The following is a 20,331-nucleotide window of genomic DNA, read 5'->3' as shown; positions in this document are numbered from 1 at the left end:
CTTCGACTATCCGAAGACCTCTTGCGAACAAATCTGAGTGGCTTTGGCTCACTGAGGGTTGTCTTCGGGTCCAACTTGACGAATCACGCCGAGGCAATCGAGGCGGCACGCAAAGAACTTCAGACGATGACCGGCGGCGCCGAGTCACGCGATGATGCACTCTCACGCCTTGCCTCTCGACTCCCGTTCCCGGCGAACAAGGACGTAGACGATCTCGTTTCGGGTCTCCAAGCACTCTCCAACCACCTCGAATCACACACCGACCGCGCACTCTCCGAAAGTGCTCTTGTGAGAGAGGCCACGCGTGCACTCTCCGACATCGGTGCAAGCCTCTGGACCGACGTATTCCCGACAATCGAACGAGTTCACCTTGCCGGGATGAGTATGATCGAGTCGCCGCTTTTGGACTTCGTCGCCACTATTGCGGCGACTACCCCCGTAGACATCCATCTGTATCTCCGCTCGGGGACTGGTCCGCTACTCACTCGCCGACTCGAATCGCGGCTTGATCCGCTGGACCTCCCCGTTCGCATCGAACAGCACGGGCAAACCACCACTTCTCCCCCAACAGTACCCGTTGCCGAACTCACGGCCTCGACGCGACGTGAAGAAACTCGCATTGCAATGGCGCTTGTCGCAGGGCTACTTGATGAGGGCACTTCTCCGAGCGACATCATTGTCGTCGCTCGCGACGCAGACACGTATGAACGGCCACTTTCTCACGCAGCGGACATCTACGGTCACGAGTTGTCCGTGTGGACACAGTTGCCGTTAACACAGACGCTCCCGTACAAACTTCTCATCTCGACTGTCCGACTCCTTGATGCCGAGAGTGTTGATGCACAGACTTTGTGTGAACCTCTCTTGTTCGGGTGGACGTCGCCGAAAGATGCTGAGACTTCGCCCATCTCGTACGATGCAGTGACTGGAGCACGGCGAGAGTTTGCGGACGAACCACCACAATCGCTTACTGCATGGACCGAAACGCTTGGTGATTCATCCTTCCCACAACTCACACAATTGGTCGAATGGGCGCGTCAGTGTCCTGAATCGCCGTCTGCTGATGAAGTCCGAGATGTGCTGCTCCCACTCCTTGATTCACACCGTGAAACAGTTCTCACTGATGCCCCTGTACATGATTCAAAAGCATTCTCGGAGATCGCGCGGACGGCACGAGCGCTCACACGCACTGAAACGCTCGTCGACGAACTCGCAACCAAGTATCGCGAATGGGTCGCTCGTGAGCACACATCGGCGTCGTGGGGATCGCTCGTCGAACTCGCCGATGCGATTGCGACTGTCCGACCGGGTCGCCGCGAACACGCCAATGCGTCTGCTATCGACGTCCTCGATGCGACTGATACGTGGCTTCGGAAGGCTCCATACGTGATCGCGATGGGGCTTGTCGACGGTGAATGGCCACAACCGACCGATGGTGTCTTCCCGGCGCCGCTTCGCGATGTGGTCGTCGCCGGTGACACACCCGACGCACAGACGTTGGGAATTCAAGAATCGTGGATGAGCGAGCGTGAACGCGACCACTTCGACGATGCGGTCACGACAGCAACAGAACTCCTCGTATGTACTCGGTTCGAGACCGACCTCGAGGGTGCGAGGTACGAGCGTTCGCCGTATCTTTCGGCGCTTGACCCGATTCAGATTGGTCACGAAGAAACCCAAAACCTCCTCAGCCAGGAGTGTCTGCTCCCGCCGTCGATTCGCCACATTGTGGAGGGTTCTACAGGTGTCTAAACAGCAACTGAAGGATCGTGATGTCCCGTCGTTGAAGGGTGCACAAGCACGCCTTCGCGATTCGTTTTTTGCAAACGAGTCGGGACTGTTTATCCTCGATTGCAACCCGGGTGCAGGGAAGTCGACGGTTACAGAGCAAGTTGCTGCCGAAGCACTTGCTCGGTCGTGGGACGACGGCGTTCGGGCCCCTGAACAGACCCTCTGTATTGCGTCGTTTGCTCGTGACGACGCCGCTGCAATCATCCCCGGTATATCCAAGGCGCTGAAGTCCTTTGCAGCGGACCCCGAATGTCGTGTTGAGCTTTCCGAATCAGATGCAGAGGTGCTCACGCGGCGACTCCGAGAAACAGATACGCTCGGAACAATCGATAGCATTCTCCGGACTGTGTTCGGGACAATCGCTCCCGAAGTTGGCTTCAGTGAGTCGCCTGCCGTAGGGGACGATTCTTTACTGACCGATGTTCATTCGAGGTGTCTCGAACGCGTCCGAAGTGACGACTCAGTCGCCGAAACGTATGCATCGCTATCGGAGGCGTACCCTTGTGGCAGGTACAAACTCGATTTGGATGGGTTGTTGACGGCCGCATTTCGTGCTTGCCGCGAGCGACGACTCTCTATTGAGGAATTTCAGCAATCCCTCGTCGAGACGATAGACGATGCGTATCCTGATGGCCCACCTTCTGAATTCGCGGATATCATCACTGACATTCGCCGATTTGTCGATACAGATTCCGCACTCGAAACAGCGAAGAGATACTCCCCTGACGACCGGGTGTCGGTGGTTAAGGCCGACAACACACTGTTTGAATCGTGGCGTGATGTAGTAGAGAAACTCTGCTCGCTCCTTGGTGTGTATCGCGATGCGTACGACAAGACCGGGCGTGAACTCGGCGTTGTTTCACATCTTGATGCGGCTCACTGGGTTGCCAACTTCTTCGACCGTGACGAGAAGAGTGTCTTTTCTGAGCGGTTGCGTGCCCGATACACTGAATCGCTATCGACTGTTATCGTTGATGAGGCACAGGACGTTTCGGTCGTCCAGCACGACGCTCTCAGTCATCTAATCGATGAAGACACACGTGTACTCGTCGTCGGTGACACCAAACAGTGCATCTACACGTGGCGTAATGCACACCCTCAACTGTTCGAGCAAGCTGCTCGCGAGGGTGACTACTTCGGAATCGAGTGGGAAACACACGTCGTCGAGACTGCGGCCCGAACGTATCGTTCATCGACCGCCATTGCTGGGGCCATCAACACGATATTCGAACCAGTATTCCAGGACTCAACTCGTGGTGGTAGTAGAACTAACGCCCATGAGTATCCGCGCCTTGTTGCTGCTCGTGAGTCTGGCCCCAAAACCGGTGTGCATGTAGCCGCGTTCGAGCCACAATCCCCACCGGGGACAAGACAGTGGGTTTCCCCACCGACTGGCGTTGGTGAGGCAGATGCGCTTGCACAGTGTGTTGCAGCTCGACTTGCTGACGGGACCTTCGGTTCTGACTCTGTGACTGTGTTGTTCCCACGTCGAACCTACATGGGACTGTACGAGCGAGCGTTTGCGTCTGTAGGGCTCTCTGTATCGAACTCCAGCGAATGGTTATTCGACTATCCACTCATCGACGTCGTCAAAGCTGTTTGCCAGTGGCTTGTCGACCCAATGGACTCCGAGCGGGTACGGGAACTCGTGTTGAAGCCACCCCTTGGTGAACATGGTCTTATTGAGGCGTTCATGCGTCTTGAGGGAACGTGGTCGATGGAGGCTGCGTTCGAGAATGGGCGACACAGCGAGCCGACGACGTCGCTCCTCCAAGGATTGTGTGAACTCGAACAACAATGGCAACGCCTCCAGGCGATGCCCGGGACTGCTGTTGTCGAAACCGTTCTTTCTGCGCTTTCGTTGTGGGCTGACCCATACGGGTTTAGCGACGACAGCGCGCGCCGTGTGGCGGCACTCGATGCACTCTGTGAAACAGTTGCCCAATGGGAGTCAGCTACTGAGTACCCACTCTCGCGACTCGCAGCGGCGCTTGACCACTACTGCGACCACCCGAAAAGAGGGTCGAGCCTGCCAGGTGGGCAAGTCGAGTCGCACGATGTACAGTTCAAGACTATCCACCAGATGAAGGGACGAGAATCAGACGTCGTCGTATTGGCAGACATTAGTGGGGATATGAGCCGATTTGGACCATACAGTGACGTGTTGGTCGCTCGAGGAGCCCATCTCGGGCTTGCTCCACCTGCGAACACAGACGTGAAAGATCTCGAAGCCTTCTGTGGGCTTGACTTCGCGCTATACGACGCATCGAGCGGGAGCGACGAGCGCGACGCTGGACTCCGCTGGGCGACCGAGCGCTGGGCTGACGGCGCGCTTTGTGGTCCGTCGTCGTTGGCGCGTGCCGCCGCCGACTATCGTGCCGAACAATGGCGCCTCCTGTACGTAGCGCTCACCCGTGCTCGCGACCATTTGGTTATTCCACTTCCCACTAATCGGAAGTCCCCAGAGCCACGGGACCGGTGGGTCGATACATTGCGTGAAACGCTTTCATTCGACGACAGTCGTCGCGCGACCTACGACGTTTCGTCGCCTAGTGGGGAATCAGTGAGCGTTGCTGTCCATCGAGGTGAACGCCGCATCAGTACCGATACTGGACCAGACACGTCTACATCGAACGAATTGTTCGTGGCGACGGCACAGGAGCGTACACTCTCGACGTGGAATCCGCGCTTTGTGAACCCCAGTACCCTGTACCCGCTTGCGATTGATGCATCCGAACATATCGTTGATTACCTGCTTGATCGAGCACTTCAGACGGCTCGCGACGGAGTTTCTGAACAGATCCCACTTACGTTTGAGTCGTTGGGTCCTGAAGTCGTGGGCGATGTCACTCATGGCGTTCTCACTGAAGCCGTCCGCCGCAGTGTGCCCACCAGTACCCTGCAGACGTGTAGTGGACCGCTTGTTGAGATACTTGAGACGACAATTCGGAAGGAAGCAGTGGGCGTGAACAGTGATGAACGACAGCAACTACGCTCGTACGTCGCAGGGGTGTTGTGCCCTCAGTTCGCTGAGTCTGAATTGTGGCAGCGTCTTCAGGAGGCACCGGAGGTGTACGTCGAAGAGTCACTGGATACGGTCTCCCGTGTCGACGGTGTCGACGTCGAGATTCAGAGCCACGCAGACTTTGTCTCGAAGGCAACCGACGGGACGTGGCACGTGGATGACCTCAAAGTCAGTTTGCAGCCCCCAACCGAAGAGACGAGCGCCCGATACAGTGTCCAAGCAGAAACGTACGGATGGATTCTTTCACAGCAGGTTTCCGGTGTCGTCGAATCTGGCGTCACGAGAATTGGCATCGAGCCTGCTGGCTCGTGTAGCGAAGTCAATCCTCAGATGGTTCTTGAGCACCTACGAACACTTCGATGAGAATTGCTCTCTGTGGAGCATTTGTTTTCGCTGATTGGTGAGGTAGGCCTACTTCTCAGCCTTCGCTGGCTCTGAGTTAGGCTTCTCACACAACTATGGAAGAAGACCAACTATCGAAGCCGGAAGTTCTACCTTCGATCAAAACGCTCAGTATCGAATACACCGGGCAGACCGGTGATCAGCACCGAGTGACGTATACAACCGACGAGTCATCGACAACACAACGAACTGAGTACATACTTGAAGAGGGTCGGTGGCGAGAACTTGGATTTGAAGAAATCGGGCTATTCGGACTCAACCTCGAATTGTCTCGCTGTTCGGTTCGTGACGGAGGTACGTGATGAGTGGCCCACAGTCTCCTGAGAACCTCGTCCTCACTGCAGATCTTACCTGGGAACCGATTTCAGAACTCGAAGTTGGTGATGAAGTTGCTTCGTTTGAGCGGCTTGAAGACACTGAACCGTTTCGGCAGTCAAAACTTCGAGCAAGTACTATCTCGTCGGTCTCGACACAGAAAACAGAGGCTGTTCGTGTTCACACTGATTGTGGTTCGGTTGTCGTTGGTGCGAGCCAGCAGTTGTTCCCACGGCATCATGGACACCGTGAAGCTAGTCGATTCAAGACAGGTCATGGGATTCGGTTTGTCGCTCAACCGGGACTGTATATGGAGAACCAAGCATATCGATTTGGCTACGTCCACGGTGCATTTGCTGGTGATGGGTGTTTATTCACGAATGAAACCACGAACCACGGCACGATTCGGTGTCAGGATGAAGTCATCGTTAAAACAGTTCACTCGTACGCGCCGCCAGAATATGGGCTCAAGCTGAAAAAGAAGACTACAACAGATCTGTTCGAAGTCCGGACAACAAAAGGCGCCGAAGTCGACGAGATTCGACTATCGTATCCCATTGACGAGTCGTCGATTGACAACCCAGACTACTGTCGTGGGTGGCTTGCTGGGATGTTCGATACTGATGGGTCGTTCGATGGGCAAACTGTTCGGTTTTGCCAAAAGAAGCTCGAGCAACGTGAGATTCTCAAACAGGCTCTCGATATGCTTGGATATGACTTTGCTGCTGAGCCAGAGGGAATACGGGTTCGAGGTATTGGATCTCGACTGCAAGTTCTAACTGAGATCCGTCCACAGGTCCACCGAAAGGTTCGGAATTACTTAGACCACAGTTGGAGAGGGACTGCAAAGGTGCACAGAGTGGAGTCGCTTGGCGAGCGTGAGGTTACGTCGCTTGCGACCGACCCTGCGCAAACGTACATTGTCGATGGCTTCTGTGCTCATGACGTTCGACAGTTGACGTTGTGTTAGTGAGCGTTGAATGAAGAATTTGATTTTCAGACTTTGTTTCGGCATCCAAGAATGCTTTCTGTGGATCGGTGTAGATGCAGACTCCCCTCAAAAGCCTCGTGTGAAAGTTACCACCTGCAAGCGTGGTGATGTAGGTGTAAGTGATTAACCAACGAACAGCACAAGAGAATAACGTTTGTTGGTTAAGATTGTGGTCCGCTGGTGGATTCCGTTCCACACAAATTCAGGAAACTATTCCTCAAAACAAGAACTATATCCTGTGCCACGCAAGAACAAGTATGCCCAACAGCGAGTCACCGGATGGCCCGCCCTCCTTCGAGGATGCGTTTCGTGGCGACGACGTTGAGCAACGCATCTACGGGACAATTCTCCAGACTCGTGAGCCGACAACAGCGAGCGCCATCGCCAACGTCTCCGACTGTGACCCGAAAACTGCTCGGAAATATCTGGGCTGGTTCAGTGAGCTCGGTATCGTCACGCGCCACGACGGCCATCCGGCCACGTACGAGCGCAACGACGCCTACTTCGAGTGGCGGCGAATCAACCAGCTCGCGGCCGACCACTCCGTCGAAGACCTCCAACAGCGCGTTCGGGAACTGAGCTCGCGGATCGAGGAGTACGAGGACACGTATGGTGCTCCGACGCCAGCGGCCGTCGACGCCGTCGCCACTGCAGAATCGAGCGACGACCGGACGATCGATGACGTGTACGGTGACCTCGGCGACTGGGCGACCGCTCGGGACGAGCGAACACGCTACGAACGTGCCCGTCAGCAACGCGCGAGCACTGAGACCGAACAGGTATCCGGGTAGCCACATCGATGGTGCCGCCCACAGGTGACGGCGGAAGCCCCGCACCTATCGATCGCCCGATACTCGAGTTCCTACAGACACGTCTACAAGCAACGGGTCAGGTCGCAACAGCACTCATCACCGACGCGGGCGGCCATCTCGAACTTCGTGTGACACTCACACCATCGTACTATCCAGACTCCGTCGAGGAGGCGACGCTGGCTGTTCGCTGGTACACGAACGACGACTTCAAAATTCACTACCGGGAGGTGCATCCGAAGGATGCTTGGGAGTGCCGGTGGGACCGTCATCCGAATCCCCACAATACGCGAGATCATTTTCATCCACCGCCAACTGCTCCGACACCCGGCAATGACGCTTCGTGGTCGACCGACCATCGCGACGTTCTACGACTTGTCCTCGACGAGATCGAAGAGCGAATCAGAGAACTCTGGAGAGATTAGACACTTACCAACCTTACCATCGACGAAAACTGCAACTATCACTTTGAGTTCACAAATGGGTCCCCGATTTGAAGTCGAGCGTTCGGAACGAGACCCCCCTCTCTAATTTGCCGTTCTTTATATACTAACGAGCGCTCGGAACGGGGGGTTGCAATATCTTTATTACAAAGTGGCGTTCGGAACGGGGGGTTAGATACCTATTCAAAGACGTCGAGAAGTAATCTATGTCACTTCATCAGTTTCTTCTCAGGAAAATTACCCAACCAATAGTAAAATACAAATTGACTCTCACCCCCCACTTTTCACGAGAGTTTGATACAATTGACTGGTGATAGAAATATATGTGTGGTTCTCTTAGAATCCCCAAATTCTGATGTATCCCTTTTAACGTGTATTCTGATCGACTTCCACTTAGTGATGCATTGACCGATTGCCTCACCACAAATCTTATGCACAAGATAATATAATCTACTGCATAATGATTAACAGAGAAAGCGAATTGGAGTGGCTGACTTCGCATCTCACACGGGATGATCGCCAACTTCTGGTCGTATATGGTCGTCGTCGAGTGGGGAAAACAACGCTCGTGACGACTGCACTTGAATCGATTAACCAAGATACTCTCTATTACCTTTGTGACCAACGGGGACCAGCACACAACGCAATGCAATTTGCACGGCAGTGTGCGGACCACTTCGATGATGTACCCCCTGATGTGGACAGCTTTCTGGATGCGTTTAGGTATCTCAAGGGACGGGTTGATGATTCATTTGTCGTTGCACTAGACGAATTTTCTTACCTCGTAGAATCTGATGAGGCGATCCCGTCAGTCTTTCAGACCGTCGTTGATGAATTGTTGGCCGATACAGATATCTCGATCGTACTTTTGGGCTCGTCGATTTCGATGATGGAGGAGGGCGTTTTGAGCTACGAGAGCCCTCTGTATGGTCGCCGAACCGGTCAGTGGCGACTTGAACCACTTTCCGCCGGCAATGTGGCGAAGTTTTTCCCCCAGTACGATGCGGAGACGATCATTCAGGCGTATAGCGTTCTGGGTGGTGTGCCTGCGTACTTAGAGAAATTCGATGATCACGATGGTCTGTTCACGAACATTGAACGACATATTCTCTCAAAAGGGGAGTTTCTTTACGAAGAACCCGAGTTCCTCCTCCGGCAGGAACTCCGAGAGCCCACGACATACATGGCGATCCTCGAGGCGATTGCCAATGGAGCAACCCGCGTGACGGATATCGCGAACAGTATCGATAAGAAAGCCAGCGGGATTTCTCGATATCTCCAGAACCTCACTCAGTTGGCCCTGGTTGAGCGCGAAACACCAGTCACTGACCCCGACGGGCGCGGTGTCTACAAGCTGACTGACCAATTTGTCAGATTTTGGTTCCGATACGTCTCCCCGAATCGAGGTACTCTTGAACAAGGCCGAACCGAACCAGTGCGCGACTCGATCGCTGAGTCACTCCCGACGCACACGAGTTTCGCCTTTGAGGAAGTCTGTCGACAGGCTGTCTGCACGTCCTCATTCCCCGTCTCTTGTTCTCGGGTAGGTCGTTGGTGGTACGGTGAAGAAGAGACCGACGTCGTTGGGTTGAACCCACAAACTAACACGCTTCTCCTCGGAGAATGTAAGTGGACGAACAGCCCCGTTGGTCGCTCGCTCTTAGACGCGGTTGAAGCGACTGAACCGGAGGTCCGCTGGCAGGGCTCCGACCGAGACGTCGAATATGCACTTTTCTCACGGTCCGGCTTTACTGACGGACTCGAGGATAGTGCAGCAGAACGTGACGACTTACATCTATTCACTCCATCGGATGTCATGGCACTATTCGAAAATGGCGCGTAAGTATCCCCGTTGAAATCATCGGGGTTTGATAGAATTGGTGTACAACATATGGTGCAACCTTGGTCACGCAAAATCAAGGACGACGCCATCGTGCTTTAGCGCGCGGGCGAAGCCGACACTTTTTCAGATGCGATTTCTCCGGAAACAGTGGGGTCTCAAGTTCGAATACCAGCGGTTATTCGGGGATGTGATACCGGAACTAGTCGGGGCAAACCCATATGTTATTCATGTTGTACGAACTTGAGCTGAGTATCTCAGCATTTTGAGCACTTACGAAGATTCGGGACCTCGTCAGGGAACGTGCCGTCCTTGTTTCGCGTGAATGTACTAATGTCTCCAAGTCTGGCATTGAGACCCTGACAGCTAAGATTTGTGTGATAGCAATCACCGCTACCGGTATTGACATAATATAGGTTCATTTTACCATCTTCTGCTGGTATTTGCGGTGGTTCTGGCTCGCTGATTCTTTCGGGAGCTCTGCTCTTTCTACTTCTACTTATGTTGAGTGAAGTAGTTAATTCATCACCAACAAGAAGAGTGTCCAACTGTTGTAAGCCATCTACTATTGAGCTAAGATTGTCAAGTGAGGAGACATCGGTCTTTATCCTTATACATTTCAATTTTTCGATATCACCGACAAGGTATGAGTGTGTTTCTGACACCCTTATTCGCAGAACGACAGTAATCTCATCCAAACAAATGAGCTCTTTTAATTCAGACTCCACTTCATCCGCCACACTGATGTGTATCCCGTCTTTGCTTCTATCAAAATCGGAGCCGTCAGGGTATGAGATGAAGTGTTGACTTTTGTGTGAGTACCGGTCTAACTGTACGTCAATGAGTTTGTCAACCTCGGAGTCACTACTCATATTTTGAGTCTTCAATCCAGTACATCAACAATCGCCTCTGGTGGGATTATACCGCTCACGATCAGTTCTGGATGACTGTCTTTAATACCGGAGTCGTATGTTTCGATATCAGAAGGAGAGTCAACTGGTTGTATACTTTCACGGTAGGCTGCAAGCGCTTCTCTCGCTGTATCAAAGCATAACATGACGTTTGAACCGCCATACTTGTAATCGATCAGGTCAGATACAATTTTCATATCGCTGATGTATTTCGGCGCGTCAATCTTTGTCACATCAATGACTGCATATGAATTGTCCGAGATAAAACCGTGGTCTTGTTGCTGTTGTTCAATGAGCCAACCCACGTATTCTGAATCCGTGTGACAATATGCGACTGTAGTTCGATCAAACGGGAACGGCTCGTTTGGTGCTAAATGGCTAAGGACATCTGCGGCGGCAGTGGTGTCGGGGCCTGTCTCGTACATGGGGTCGACCCCCTTATCAAGTATAGAATCAATGTTCTCCGTCTCTGTAGTATGGAAGACGTACTGCCCCTCACTCTTGCGATACTTCGTTGGTATTGACTTCGTTGTCATTCTTTCGTAGATCTTGATTGTGGGTAAGTTGGTTTCTCGTTGAGATACAGTTGTGACCAGTTCGGTACTTACCAATATCCGGGGCTCGAATAAATCTCTTCCCCCGAAATAAGCCACAATATGTGCTAAATTGGTTTCTTTTATATACTATGGCGCAAATTGAGTAGTATGAGCAACAGTTCAGGAGGTCTACTCGACGTCGTCCCGGATGAGATGCTTGGCCAGATTGTGAAGAAGTTCGCCTCCAGTGAACTTGGAGACCTGCAAAATCAAGGCCGGATCATTGCCGAACGACTGTTCACGCGAAACGCGATTTTCGCTGCGAAAGTACAGCAGAACCACCGAATTAACATCCCGAAAGCCGAGGTAGAGAAGCTTGACCTCAAAGAAGGCGAACTCGTTCAGGTCGTCCTCACGTCCATCGACGAGAACGATGAGTAGTGGCAACAAATTGGACTTAGAAAGTGGTTGTGGGCCAAGATGCACCCAAAGGTTCCCGGAGAGGAGAGAAGTGTGACGCGGCTCAGTGACTTCGTCCCGAAACCTGCGTCTGGTCACGAACTCTCGCGCCCGATCTACCAGTCGAACCGAGTCACTCCAGTGACTGACGATAAATTGGAATACGACGACCGGAATGCGTTGAGTCACGTCTTGGTTTCACGGATGCGGTATCACGCAACAGACCGGTTGTTCAATCCGATGGTTGTGGAAGCTACCTACTACTTTCCCGCAGGTGAAGTTGAGGAGTACGACCATGCTGTGGGTACTTTGTACGATGCAGTGCGCCAGGATTCTCTCCCAGCACGTGTGTTGAACTATGAGTTGAGCGGCGGACCTCGTCACGTGGACCAACAAGAGAACGGGGAACGGTTGATGACCGTGGATGGTGATGTCACCATAACTGCAGACTGGCCGGTAATACGGATTCGTTCTACGCCGGTCGGAGTTGTGAAACTCAGTGTCGAGATGTATCCCGAGCGCGACTCGCATATGCGTGTATTCAATCACTACGACAACGAAATCGTGCAGCGAACAACGGACTGCCACCCGAACGATATTCGACTCCTCGAACAGGATTCTGGAACCAAGTTCAGCCTCACGACGGATAGCGAATGCCCCAGTATTGCGTTCCCTCCAAAAAATATGAAGCTGAATCACTTCCGCGTGTGCTGACCCCCGTGGAGATCACCATACTTAACACCGAATGAACCGACGTACGTTCCTCACGACCGGCGCAAGTATCACTTTGTTCCTCCCGTTCACGCAACTGCGCGGCGAGAAAATACCACAAGACAACAGCTTATCGGGATTCCTCCCGTCGACAGGGCTTGTTCCAGACGATTTCGAGTATCTTGGCCCAGTGCAAGGGTCGACGGTTCGGTGCGTCGAAGGCGGCGAGGTGAGAGCGGTCTCTGAGGCACACGAGCTTGACAAGTATACACTCTCTTCGGACCCGCAGCAATTTCAAGGCCGTGTCCAAACTGGAGCGCGACTCACGTTAGGGGAAAGAGTCACGTCTGAGATGGTAGACGATCACCACGAGGTGTTGCTTCGGGATGCGTTCCACGGACAAGAACCATCAACAGAGTACTTCACCGCGTGGTGTGACGTCGAACTGAGCGACCGTGCGGTTGACGGGTGTCGACGAAGTGAGTTCTTCTTCCGTGAACCGCAGACTCAACAGTGGCTGAACGAACAAACTGCAGCGCCGAAGCCATACCGAGAGTACGCTGTGATACTACAGTCTACCGACTGGGGTGTTCTCGAAGTCGAAGTTGAGCGCAACGACGTCAACGAGCAGTGGGAGACGCGACGACTCGCACAACGGCTCATGTCGAATATGCGGCACACCGCTGCTGGAAGTACTCGACCAGCTGACCCGACTACTCAAGACAATGGAGAGTGGCTGTGATGTCTCTCAGTACCGAAGTCGAAGTTCAAGTGGACAAGTACGACACTGGTGGAAGTACGATCACACTCCCAGGCAGCACCGCCGCTGAACTCGGAGTGACAGGGACGGAAGTGCTTCGAATTGAGGGACGCACCCCGACAATTGTTCGGAAGACCCCAGGAACGACACCGGAAGACACTGCAGTTGTGAGCGGCATCGCCAGCCTAAATGCCAACGTGAATGATGGACACACTGTCACACTTACTCTGGTCGACTTACCTACTGCTGGGGCCGTTACACTCAATCCACTCAATGAGGAGGCCCGCGTCGTCGGAGAAGCACTCGGTAGTGACCCAACTCCCGTCTCAGAAATGGTTGTCAGTGAAGGGGATTACATTGCTCTCGACACTTCCAGCGAGGGAAACACCGCGTACTTCGTGGTCTACGCGGTGAAACCAGACCCATGGGTACAGTTCGGAAGCGACACAAATATTGATCTCGTGCAACCCGAGCCAGATGACCGGCCGCGAAGCATCCTTACTCCCAAAGAGCGCGTCCAGCTGACACACCCATCATTGGTTGTTGAGTCATTCGATGATATCACAGTTCGGCTTGAGCAAGCACTGCTCGATTTGCAAGTACTCGCAACACACCTCCCAGACAAAGCCCTCCGAAGTGTATTCGCTCGTGACGACGACGATGGTTACGCAGTGCGGTCAGCCGTTCAAGATGCGTTATCGCTCCTATACTTAGGCTTGCAGGAGAACAACGACGATGTCGAAGCACGATTCGCAGAAGCGGTTCGTCGTGCCGAGTACACCCACGACGTAGATGCGCACGTCAGTCTTGACGTCGTCCGCGAAGACACGCTTCCAGCTGATGTTGCGCTGCAAAGGATCGATGAACACGGTCTTACCTACTCAACTGCGCTGGCAGACTACGAGCGCGTTGAGCGTGACCCATCAGTCCCACCCGGTGATGTGATTCGAGTGCTCGAAGGAACCTACGAGGCACCACCAACTGCCTTCGAACTTGAGTTGGAACGAGCTTTTGCAACGTACGGGGAGCGACTGTTTCCACCTGCATCCGTAGTGGATGTGACTACCCCAGAGGAGGACTTGTGAGTGGTACCAGTGCTGTGGAATCCCATTCAAGTCTGATAACTGGAGCCAAGAATTAACTCATATTTGAACAACACGTGAACAAGCGACACACTTGTCCATCTGAAATCCGGGTGTTATTATCATACTCTTTTTAGGTATTAACTAGGCGACTAACCTCTGCTGATACTGTCTTGTTGACTCCGATACATGAGTTCCATTTCCGATGAATCTCGTGACTCGGCCTACACAACAACGGTTGTCAAAAAATTAAATAATACTTCTCTGATGATTTTTGGGCAGTTTTGATGCGAGACAGGCCTTTCGGGTCGTCGACTAGTTGATCGCCAGTTGACGAGGGAATATTGACAGCCAGAGCAGCGTAATCATCTTCCAAGAGCATTGCTTGCTTCGTTAGTATATGCTCCCCTCGATAGCCGCTCTCGCACCTGATAAGGTACGACAAGTTCGGTTCGGGAAGGTTTCCGAGACCGTTTTCCAGTCCTCTTTCGAGCGGGTGAATACTGCCGCATAAGAGCACCGTCACGGATGAGGTCCATAATGTCATCAGACAGTGATTCTGGTTCTTCACGCTTCCAGAGGGACAACCCCGCCTGAAGTTCTTGGGCGGTGAGTTCCTGTATCCGCTCCCGGTATTCGGCGTTCTTTGCTTTCGACACTGCGGGTACATCTCCTAGATCGATGTGACCGAGTATAGCCCGGGCGATCGGTGAGGTGATTCGGTATCTTGGCGTATTAGGGTACGCTCTCGAATCAAGACGAGACCAAATTACGCCTGCTTCGGCGAGTCGGGCTTTGAGTTCAGTCTGATTCGGAGGATTCTCGAAAGCGGTGTCGACATTGAGGGAAACAGTGTTACGATGCACTGCCAACCAGGCATCACTGTCGGTGAAATATCGAAGTGTACCACCGTGGTCTTGAAAATCGAGAAACTGTTGAGCAATCCACCAAAGTGCCCACCGAATGGGATCGTCAGCAGTGTCCAACACATCTGCTGTACGACTTTGGATCCTCGAAAAGTAACCACGGGACTGGAACAAGTCGCTCAGCGTATCCATCTCTGCGGTTCTAAGCTGCAGGTCATCGACCTCCGACTCGATAACCGAGATGTACTCGGGGTCAAGATCTGGATGTGCAGTAGCATATAGGGTAACTTGCTTCGAGAACCATTCGGATGGTGTACCACCCCACCGATGAAAATACAGCGGAACAGCTGCATTGAATCCGTGATCGTCTATTAATTCGAGACAAGCCTGTGTTGTTTCGGTATTACTCATGAGCTTCTATTGAATAGTATATCTGATCACTCGGTTCCTCCTTTGTTGTGTTGCGATAACTGCAGTCACACATATTTACGGAACTCCTCAAGTGCCTCACGCCCGTACTCGTCGTCGAAGTGCTCACTCAGGTTTACATTGGAAAAGGGCCGAGGGCCACCAAGTGGACCAGTGATGTCGAGATCGTTCAGATAGACAGCAATAATACCGAGCCGCAAGGCCTCGCGAGCGGCAGTATGTTTCTTTTCGGTGAATGAAACGGTCAGTTCTTCGATGACATTAGCAGTCAATTGCGTGCCGAAGGTAACTGTCTCGCCACCGAATTTGATGGTGGCGAACGGCCGCTTGATCAGCCCAAACGGCCCTTCAAATTCCGGTTCGATCCCTGACTTTCGGAGTGCTAGTCCCACACGGATCAGCCGTTGTGCCGTCTTACTCAGGTCAGACGGGCGAGAATTGCCTTCGACTTTCTCCGCTAACTCCACCACCTGGTCACGCAACCCCGATTCGACGCGTAAGTTGATTGATTCTCGCTCGGTCACACTCGTGCTTTCTCACACCCCAACATATACCTTTCCAACATATACTAATTCCACATATACTGTTGTAGTATAATTCGATGAAATGCCCCGGTGAGCAACAGTATATGCCTCTCATCACCCCCACTGCCGTAGCACGCTACCTCCCGACAATGTCTCAATAAAACGACTCAGCTGTACTACAACGGGGAGAGACAAAAATGAACAAAAGCTAATCGCCCGTCTCCCTTTTCTGCTGGTCAGTGTAGGGATGATTATATTGGACCACCTGGGAATTACTGGTCTGACTTTGGTTTCGTTGTCGAACTAACGTCGCCGAATTCATGTGGAGTCTGCCACTATTCCTCTGGACTGTCTCCTAAACTCAATACCATCGTGAATAGTGTCACCTAATAATCGATTTGTGGTACCGTACCCTCCGAACTTGTGTCCGGCACCGAACCAGATTCTGTATTGCGACATACGATATACAACTATTTGGCCTCTTGGTGGACTGATTTTACTAATTGGCGTTGTGTTAGAACCACTCCCGCATAAGCCAATAGTAAATATGGTTGTCACATAATCAGAAGCCAACGAAAATCCCATATTCAGAATCACCCCATCACAGAGTGAGTGGGTTACTCCTCGGTGAGCAGTCGTGAATCAGCAGTCTGACTCCCCAGGGTTTGGAGGTTGAGGAGGCAGCGTTACACGAGGAACCCAGAGAGCATCGCTACAAGTGGTCACAGATGTGCCTCGACGAACTCGTCAGCGTCTACTGACAAGACATCACACCGAAACGATCTCGAGATGGGTACGACGAGCTAAAATTGACATCCACCCACGACTTCAGTCGTTGAATTCCTTCCGTAGGACAGCAGGGCGTTCCTGCGTCATCGGAAGCGACATTCCCGCCGAAGTGGTACACTGATTTGTGCGCGCATGCGTCAGGCCACCGAAGTGACGTGGTGTGCTTGGGTATCTGCTTGCACCGCACGGGACGTGCCATCGCCCCAACTCCGTTGAACCACATGGAGCGTCAGGCGACAGAATCACAAAGCGTGTGGCTCAGTTTGATCGGTGTAGCATAGACCACACCAAGACGGTTGAGTATTGCTCGATTGCAGGCGGTCACGCCCACCCTACTCCTGCAGCTCAGCCAAGATGTCACGTTTCGTACTAGCCTGCTCAAAGACCGTTTCAATCACCATATCGGCCTCCCGCAATAGAGTGTGTTCACGATAACTGCCTTGGCCCTTCCCACCGCCGGTGTACTTGTTTTCAGTGATGTCGCTGAAGGCCCATTCTTTCAGCAACTCAAGCACCCGCTGGCGAGAGAGTGCATCGGCCCCTTCGGAGTCACAGACCTGCTCGTAGACCCGATAGATTTCGCCAGTGGAGAACGCATCGCCAATCCGAATCTTCGTTAGATACGCGAGTGCGAACAAAGCGTACTTTGAATGAGGCGTCGACCCCCGAATCAACTCCTGAAACCGAGAAACATCGGCGTAGTCCTGGGCGGCATCGACGTGTTCCTCTGTGACCTGTGCGTCGCCGTTCTTCGCCGCCAACTCGCCGGCAGAGTACAGGATCTCGATTGCCTTACGGGCGTCACCGTGTTCACGTGCTGCGAGTGCAGCCACACGCGGAATCACCCCCGACTGCAACACGTTCGGTTTGAACGCGTCACGTCGATTCTCAAGAATCGAGATGAGTTGGTTCGCATCATAGGGATGGAACACGAGCTCTGCTTCCTGGAGACTAGATTTGACACGTTCATTCAGTCGTTCGTAGTACTCGATCTTGTTCGAGATTGCGAGCACCCCGACGTAACAGGAGGTCTTCCCAGACTCTTCGGCACGTGACAATTTGAATAGAACCTCGTCATCTCCAAGTTTGTCAATCTCGTCGACGATGGCGATAAACACGTCCAACTCCTCGAGCATACTCCAGAGGTACTTGAAGTACTCTGAGGCTCCAATCCCGATGTCAGGGACAGAAATGTTCTTCGAGGATTGCTGTTGCACCTGCTGGGCGAGACTCCGGGCAACTCGTGTTTGGGTGTCACACTGATCACAATCGACGTATGCCGCACCGAATTTGGCGTTGTTTCGAGTCGCAATGGCACGGGCACGACCAGTAACGTGCTTCGAGACGAGTGACTTGCCAGTTCCAGTCTTCCCGTAGACAATAGCGTTCTTCGGCGGTTCGCCGAAGGCTGCAGGCCGAAGGAGATCTTCGACAGCAGAGATCTCTTGGTCACGCCCGACGATACGCCCGCTCTCAGGAACGTGACCGACACGCAGGAGTTCACGCCGCGCGAAAATGTCCTCGTTCCGTTGACTCAGTGGATCTGAGTCGAAATCTTCGATGTCGGGCGTTGGTATCGGGTCGTTCATCAACCTGTCGCGAACCTTTCACCGATGGGTCATAAATCTTATCCTACCTCGTTTTCACTGAATATGGAGAATTAAGTGTCTTAAGCGCCTTTTAGGACAGGTTACGTCTCATGGCACACCTACGAAAGCCCCCTGATTTTCACTGTATTCGGGTGACTCTGCCTGGGTTGTGGTGGTTTAGTGTCTATCACGAGGGGGACAGGCACACCTCGTTTTCACTGAAAGCTTTGATAAGAGTGCCTTCAGACTATTTCCGAACTATTTTGGTGATTAGGTGTGGAGTCACAGACACCTCATTTTCACTGAAACAATCACACCTCTCACCTCACGGAAAAACGAGGAACCTATCTACTTATAAATGAGACGCCATTGGAGTCAGTGAGGCACCCCATTTTCACTGAAAAATCACATGACGTGGCGGTTCTTCTTCTATCCCTCCCCATGTAAATATTACATACACCAACAGATATTTAATATATTAAAGAGCAAAAACTATTGTTTCCAGTGGAACAGACGACCAGTTATTCAAACCTATACAGTGAAAACGAGGGGTGTGTCTCCCTGTTGATTAAACCTAAGCTTGAAGCGACGCTTGACATTTTCAGTGAGGACGACGTCCCTCAGGTAATCCTACGTGGGAGATCATCTTCTTCACGAATCCCCCTACCTCAGTATCAATGATTTCAACAGGTGTCGTTCATAGATTAGGAACGAGCAGGTCGAAGAGCTAGTGTTCAAAGATTCGAGGCAGGATTCCACGGGTCACCTGACCCGGGGTTGTTGACAGTGAGATGCTGCCCGAAAATCGGGGCAAAGTCCAAGCTCACGATTTTCGAGGAGTTCATCTCGGCGAGGCTCTGTTGAAATCCTCAGTAGCTGATAGTTTGTCAAGGCCGTGCTGAATACAGAGCGCGAGTCGGTCAGGCGATGGCCTCTTACAAGAGATAACAGAGAGATACACACGAAGCCCCAAATCCCTCGTAGAGTGTGTTATTATCTCCTATCGTTACTGAATCTCTTAATAAAATCTGAGAAAGAGAGGTTGACCGTTCTATCACCATGATAGACTTGCAGAGCGAGTATTGTCCCAACAAACGAAGCAACGACGATAAGGACGAACGCAATGGGTATCCAGAAAACGAACCCAGTTGTAGGCATAATCAAAAATGAGTGACGTTTAGCATAGTGTTTTTCATTGTCAAGTATCCGTTCGAGACAATAGCGCTGGTGCTGTGCTGAACTCACCCTCTGTCTGTGTCACGCCGCATCTGACAGAAGCTGGGTGGCTTTCTGTGGTGTAAGGGTTGAGAGCGTGTCAATCATCCAATTTACTGATAGAGTTTACATCACCTGAACGAAAAGCAGAGTTCAATGGTAGCCGACACTCTGGAACCGTGGCCAGACTGTACAGAAGAACAGGTACCTATCCTTCTACTTGGAACATATCACATGGACAATCCAGGGTTGGACGAAGCAAACGTCGAGGCTGATGACGTCCTCTCGGACCAGCGTCAGTTAGAACTGTCCGACCTCACCGACAGGCTTACACAGTGGAACCCGACCAAAGTCGCAGTTGAGCGTCCATACGACCGGAGCGACGACGTAAACTCGTTGTATAGAGAGTACCAGTCGGGAGACCGTTCGTATTCAGAAGTGGAAACTATCGACCCACCACACCCGTACCGTGACGAGTCGGACACAGAATGCAGGAGCGAAGTCGTCCAAATCGGGTTCCGACTCGCTGATTCATTGGACCTCAATCGCGTTCATCCAGTCGATTACCCAATGTTGCTAGCCAACGATGAAGCAGAGGAACTCGAAGAGCAGGGTTTCAGACCTGAACAAAAGACTGCACCAACCGTCCGCGACCCCGAAGCCGTTGAGAAAGAACGGACTGATCGATTGGCCGAGTCGACGCTCATAGATTATCACCAGTGGCTAAATCAAGAAGAGGAAATTCGGTTCAATCACGAGGGGATGTTTGAACAGCTCATTCCATTCGGTGTAGACGACAACTTCGCCGGACCGAAGATGCTCGCGACGTGGTTCGACCGGAATC

At 52.5% G+C, this 20,331-nt stretch carries 16 protein-coding genes; 11 read left to right on the top strand and 5 right to left on the bottom strand.

Going from position 1 to position 20,331, the window contains the following annotated elements; genetic code table 11:
* Positions 1-75: 75 nt before the first annotated feature.
* The 6 genes from C453_RS20110 to C453_RS00975 all read left to right on the top strand — a co-directional run bounded on the left by C453_RS20110 (position 76) and on the right by C453_RS00975 (position 9,619).
* The gene (locus C453_RS20110) at positions 76-1,752 is read left to right on the top strand and encodes a PD-(D/E)XK nuclease family protein (protein ID WP_160163377.1); all 1,677 of its coding nucleotides are present in this window, start codon (positions 76-78) and stop codon (positions 1,750-1,752) included.
* Positions 1,745-5,179 carry a UvrD-helicase domain-containing protein gene (locus tag C453_RS01000; RefSeq protein ID WP_008322107.1) on the top strand — a complete coding sequence of 1,145 codons (3,435 nt, stop codon included), beginning with the start codon at positions 1,745-1,747 and terminating at the stop codon, positions 5,177-5,179. The genes C453_RS20110 and C453_RS01000 overlap by 8 nt, the downstream gene beginning before the upstream one ends.
* A 340-nt stretch (positions 5,180-5,519) precedes the next feature.
* Complete coding sequence (locus C453_RS00990; RefSeq protein ID WP_152417970.1) at positions 5,520-6,503, top strand: LAGLIDADG family homing endonuclease; 984 nt, start codon at positions 5,520-5,522, stop codon at positions 6,501-6,503.
* A 278-nt stretch (positions 6,504-6,781) separates the two neighbouring features.
* On the top strand, positions 6,782-7,315 hold the full coding sequence (locus C453_RS00985; protein ID WP_008322104.1) for a DUF7342 family protein: 534 nt from the start codon (positions 6,782-6,784) through the stop codon (positions 7,313-7,315).
* Positions 7,316-7,323: 8 nt separating this feature from the next.
* Positions 7,324-7,758 (top strand): hypothetical protein, encoded by a 435-nt coding sequence (locus tag C453_RS00980; protein ID WP_008322103.1) that lies wholly within the window; start codon positions 7,324-7,326, stop codon positions 7,756-7,758.
* A 478-nt stretch (positions 7,759-8,236) separates the two neighbouring features.
* Complete coding sequence (locus tag C453_RS00975; protein WP_049907374.1) at positions 8,237-9,619, top strand: ATP-binding protein; 1,383 nt, start codon at positions 8,237-8,239, stop codon at positions 9,617-9,619.
* Between the two features lie 254 nt (positions 9,620-9,873).
* On the opposite strand, the gene C453_RS19785 is transcribed toward C453_RS00975, so the two are convergent.
* Positions 9,874-10,488, bottom strand: a complete 615-nt coding sequence (locus tag C453_RS19785) for a hypothetical protein (RefSeq protein WP_152417969.1) — start codon at positions 10,486-10,488, stop codon at positions 9,874-9,876.
* 11 nt (positions 10,489-10,499) lie between these two features.
* A complete protein-coding gene (locus C453_RS00970; protein WP_008322101.1) occupies positions 10,500-11,063 on the bottom strand; it encodes a hypothetical protein in 564 nt (187 codons plus the stop codon).
* A 168-nt stretch (positions 11,064-11,231) separates the two neighbouring features.
* Here C453_RS00970 and C453_RS00965 point away from each other — a divergent pair, with 168 nt between their 5' ends.
* The 4 genes from C453_RS00965 (at position 11,232) to C453_RS00950 (ending at position 14,078) form a co-directional block, all read left to right on the top strand.
* A complete protein-coding gene (locus C453_RS00965) occupies positions 11,232-11,504 on the top strand; it encodes a hypothetical protein (RefSeq protein WP_049907372.1) in 273 nt (90 codons plus the stop codon).
* A 159-nt stretch (positions 11,505-11,663) separates the two neighbouring features.
* Positions 11,664-12,236, top strand: coding sequence for a hypothetical protein (locus C453_RS00960; protein ID WP_049907371.1), 573 nt, complete (start codon positions 11,664-11,666; stop codon positions 12,234-12,236).
* 349 nt (positions 12,237-12,585) lie between these two features.
* Entirely contained in the window at positions 12,586-12,975 is a 390-nt protein-coding gene (locus tag C453_RS19780; RefSeq protein ID WP_152417968.1) for a hypothetical protein, read from the top strand.
* Positions 12,975-14,078 carry a hypothetical protein gene (locus C453_RS00950; RefSeq protein ID WP_049907369.1) on the top strand — a complete coding sequence of 368 codons (1,104 nt, stop codon included), beginning with the start codon at positions 12,975-12,977 and terminating at the stop codon, positions 14,076-14,078. The genes C453_RS19780 and C453_RS00950 overlap by 1 nt, the downstream gene beginning before the upstream one ends.
* Positions 14,079-14,440: 362 nt before the next feature.
* Here C453_RS00950 and C453_RS19775 read toward each other — a convergent pair whose 3' ends face one another.
* The 3 genes from C453_RS19775 to C453_RS00940 all read right to left on the bottom strand — a co-directional run bounded on the left by C453_RS19775 (position 14,441) and on the right by C453_RS00940 (position 18,272).
* Positions 14,441-15,352, bottom strand: coding sequence for a hypothetical protein (locus C453_RS19775; protein WP_152417967.1), 912 nt, complete (start codon positions 15,350-15,352; stop codon positions 14,441-14,443).
* Positions 15,353-15,417: 65 nt separating this feature from the next.
* Positions 15,418-15,894 (bottom strand): hypothetical protein, encoded by a 477-nt coding sequence (locus tag C453_RS00945; RefSeq protein ID WP_049907367.1) that lies wholly within the window; start codon positions 15,892-15,894, stop codon positions 15,418-15,420.
* Between the two features lie 1,121 nt (positions 15,895-17,015).
* Positions 17,016-18,272 (bottom strand): Cdc6/Cdc18 family protein, encoded by a 1,257-nt coding sequence (locus C453_RS00940; protein ID WP_008322096.1) that lies wholly within the window; start codon positions 18,270-18,272, stop codon positions 17,016-17,018.
* A gap of 1,449 nt (positions 18,273-19,721) precedes the next feature.
* Here C453_RS00940 and C453_RS00935 point away from each other — a divergent pair.
* A partial coding sequence (locus C453_RS00935) for a DUF5694 domain-containing protein (protein WP_008322095.1) occupies positions 19,722-20,331 on the top strand: 610 nt, incomplete at its 3' end.

Source organism: Haloferax elongans ATCC BAA-1513, assembly GCF_000336755.1.
In the GTDB taxonomy this organism is placed as follows: Archaea; Halobacteriota; Halobacteria; order Halobacteriales; family Haloferacaceae; genus Haloferax; species Haloferax elongans.
Note: the sequence above shows the minus strand (reverse complement) of the source record. Positions and strands in the feature narration are given on the sequence as shown.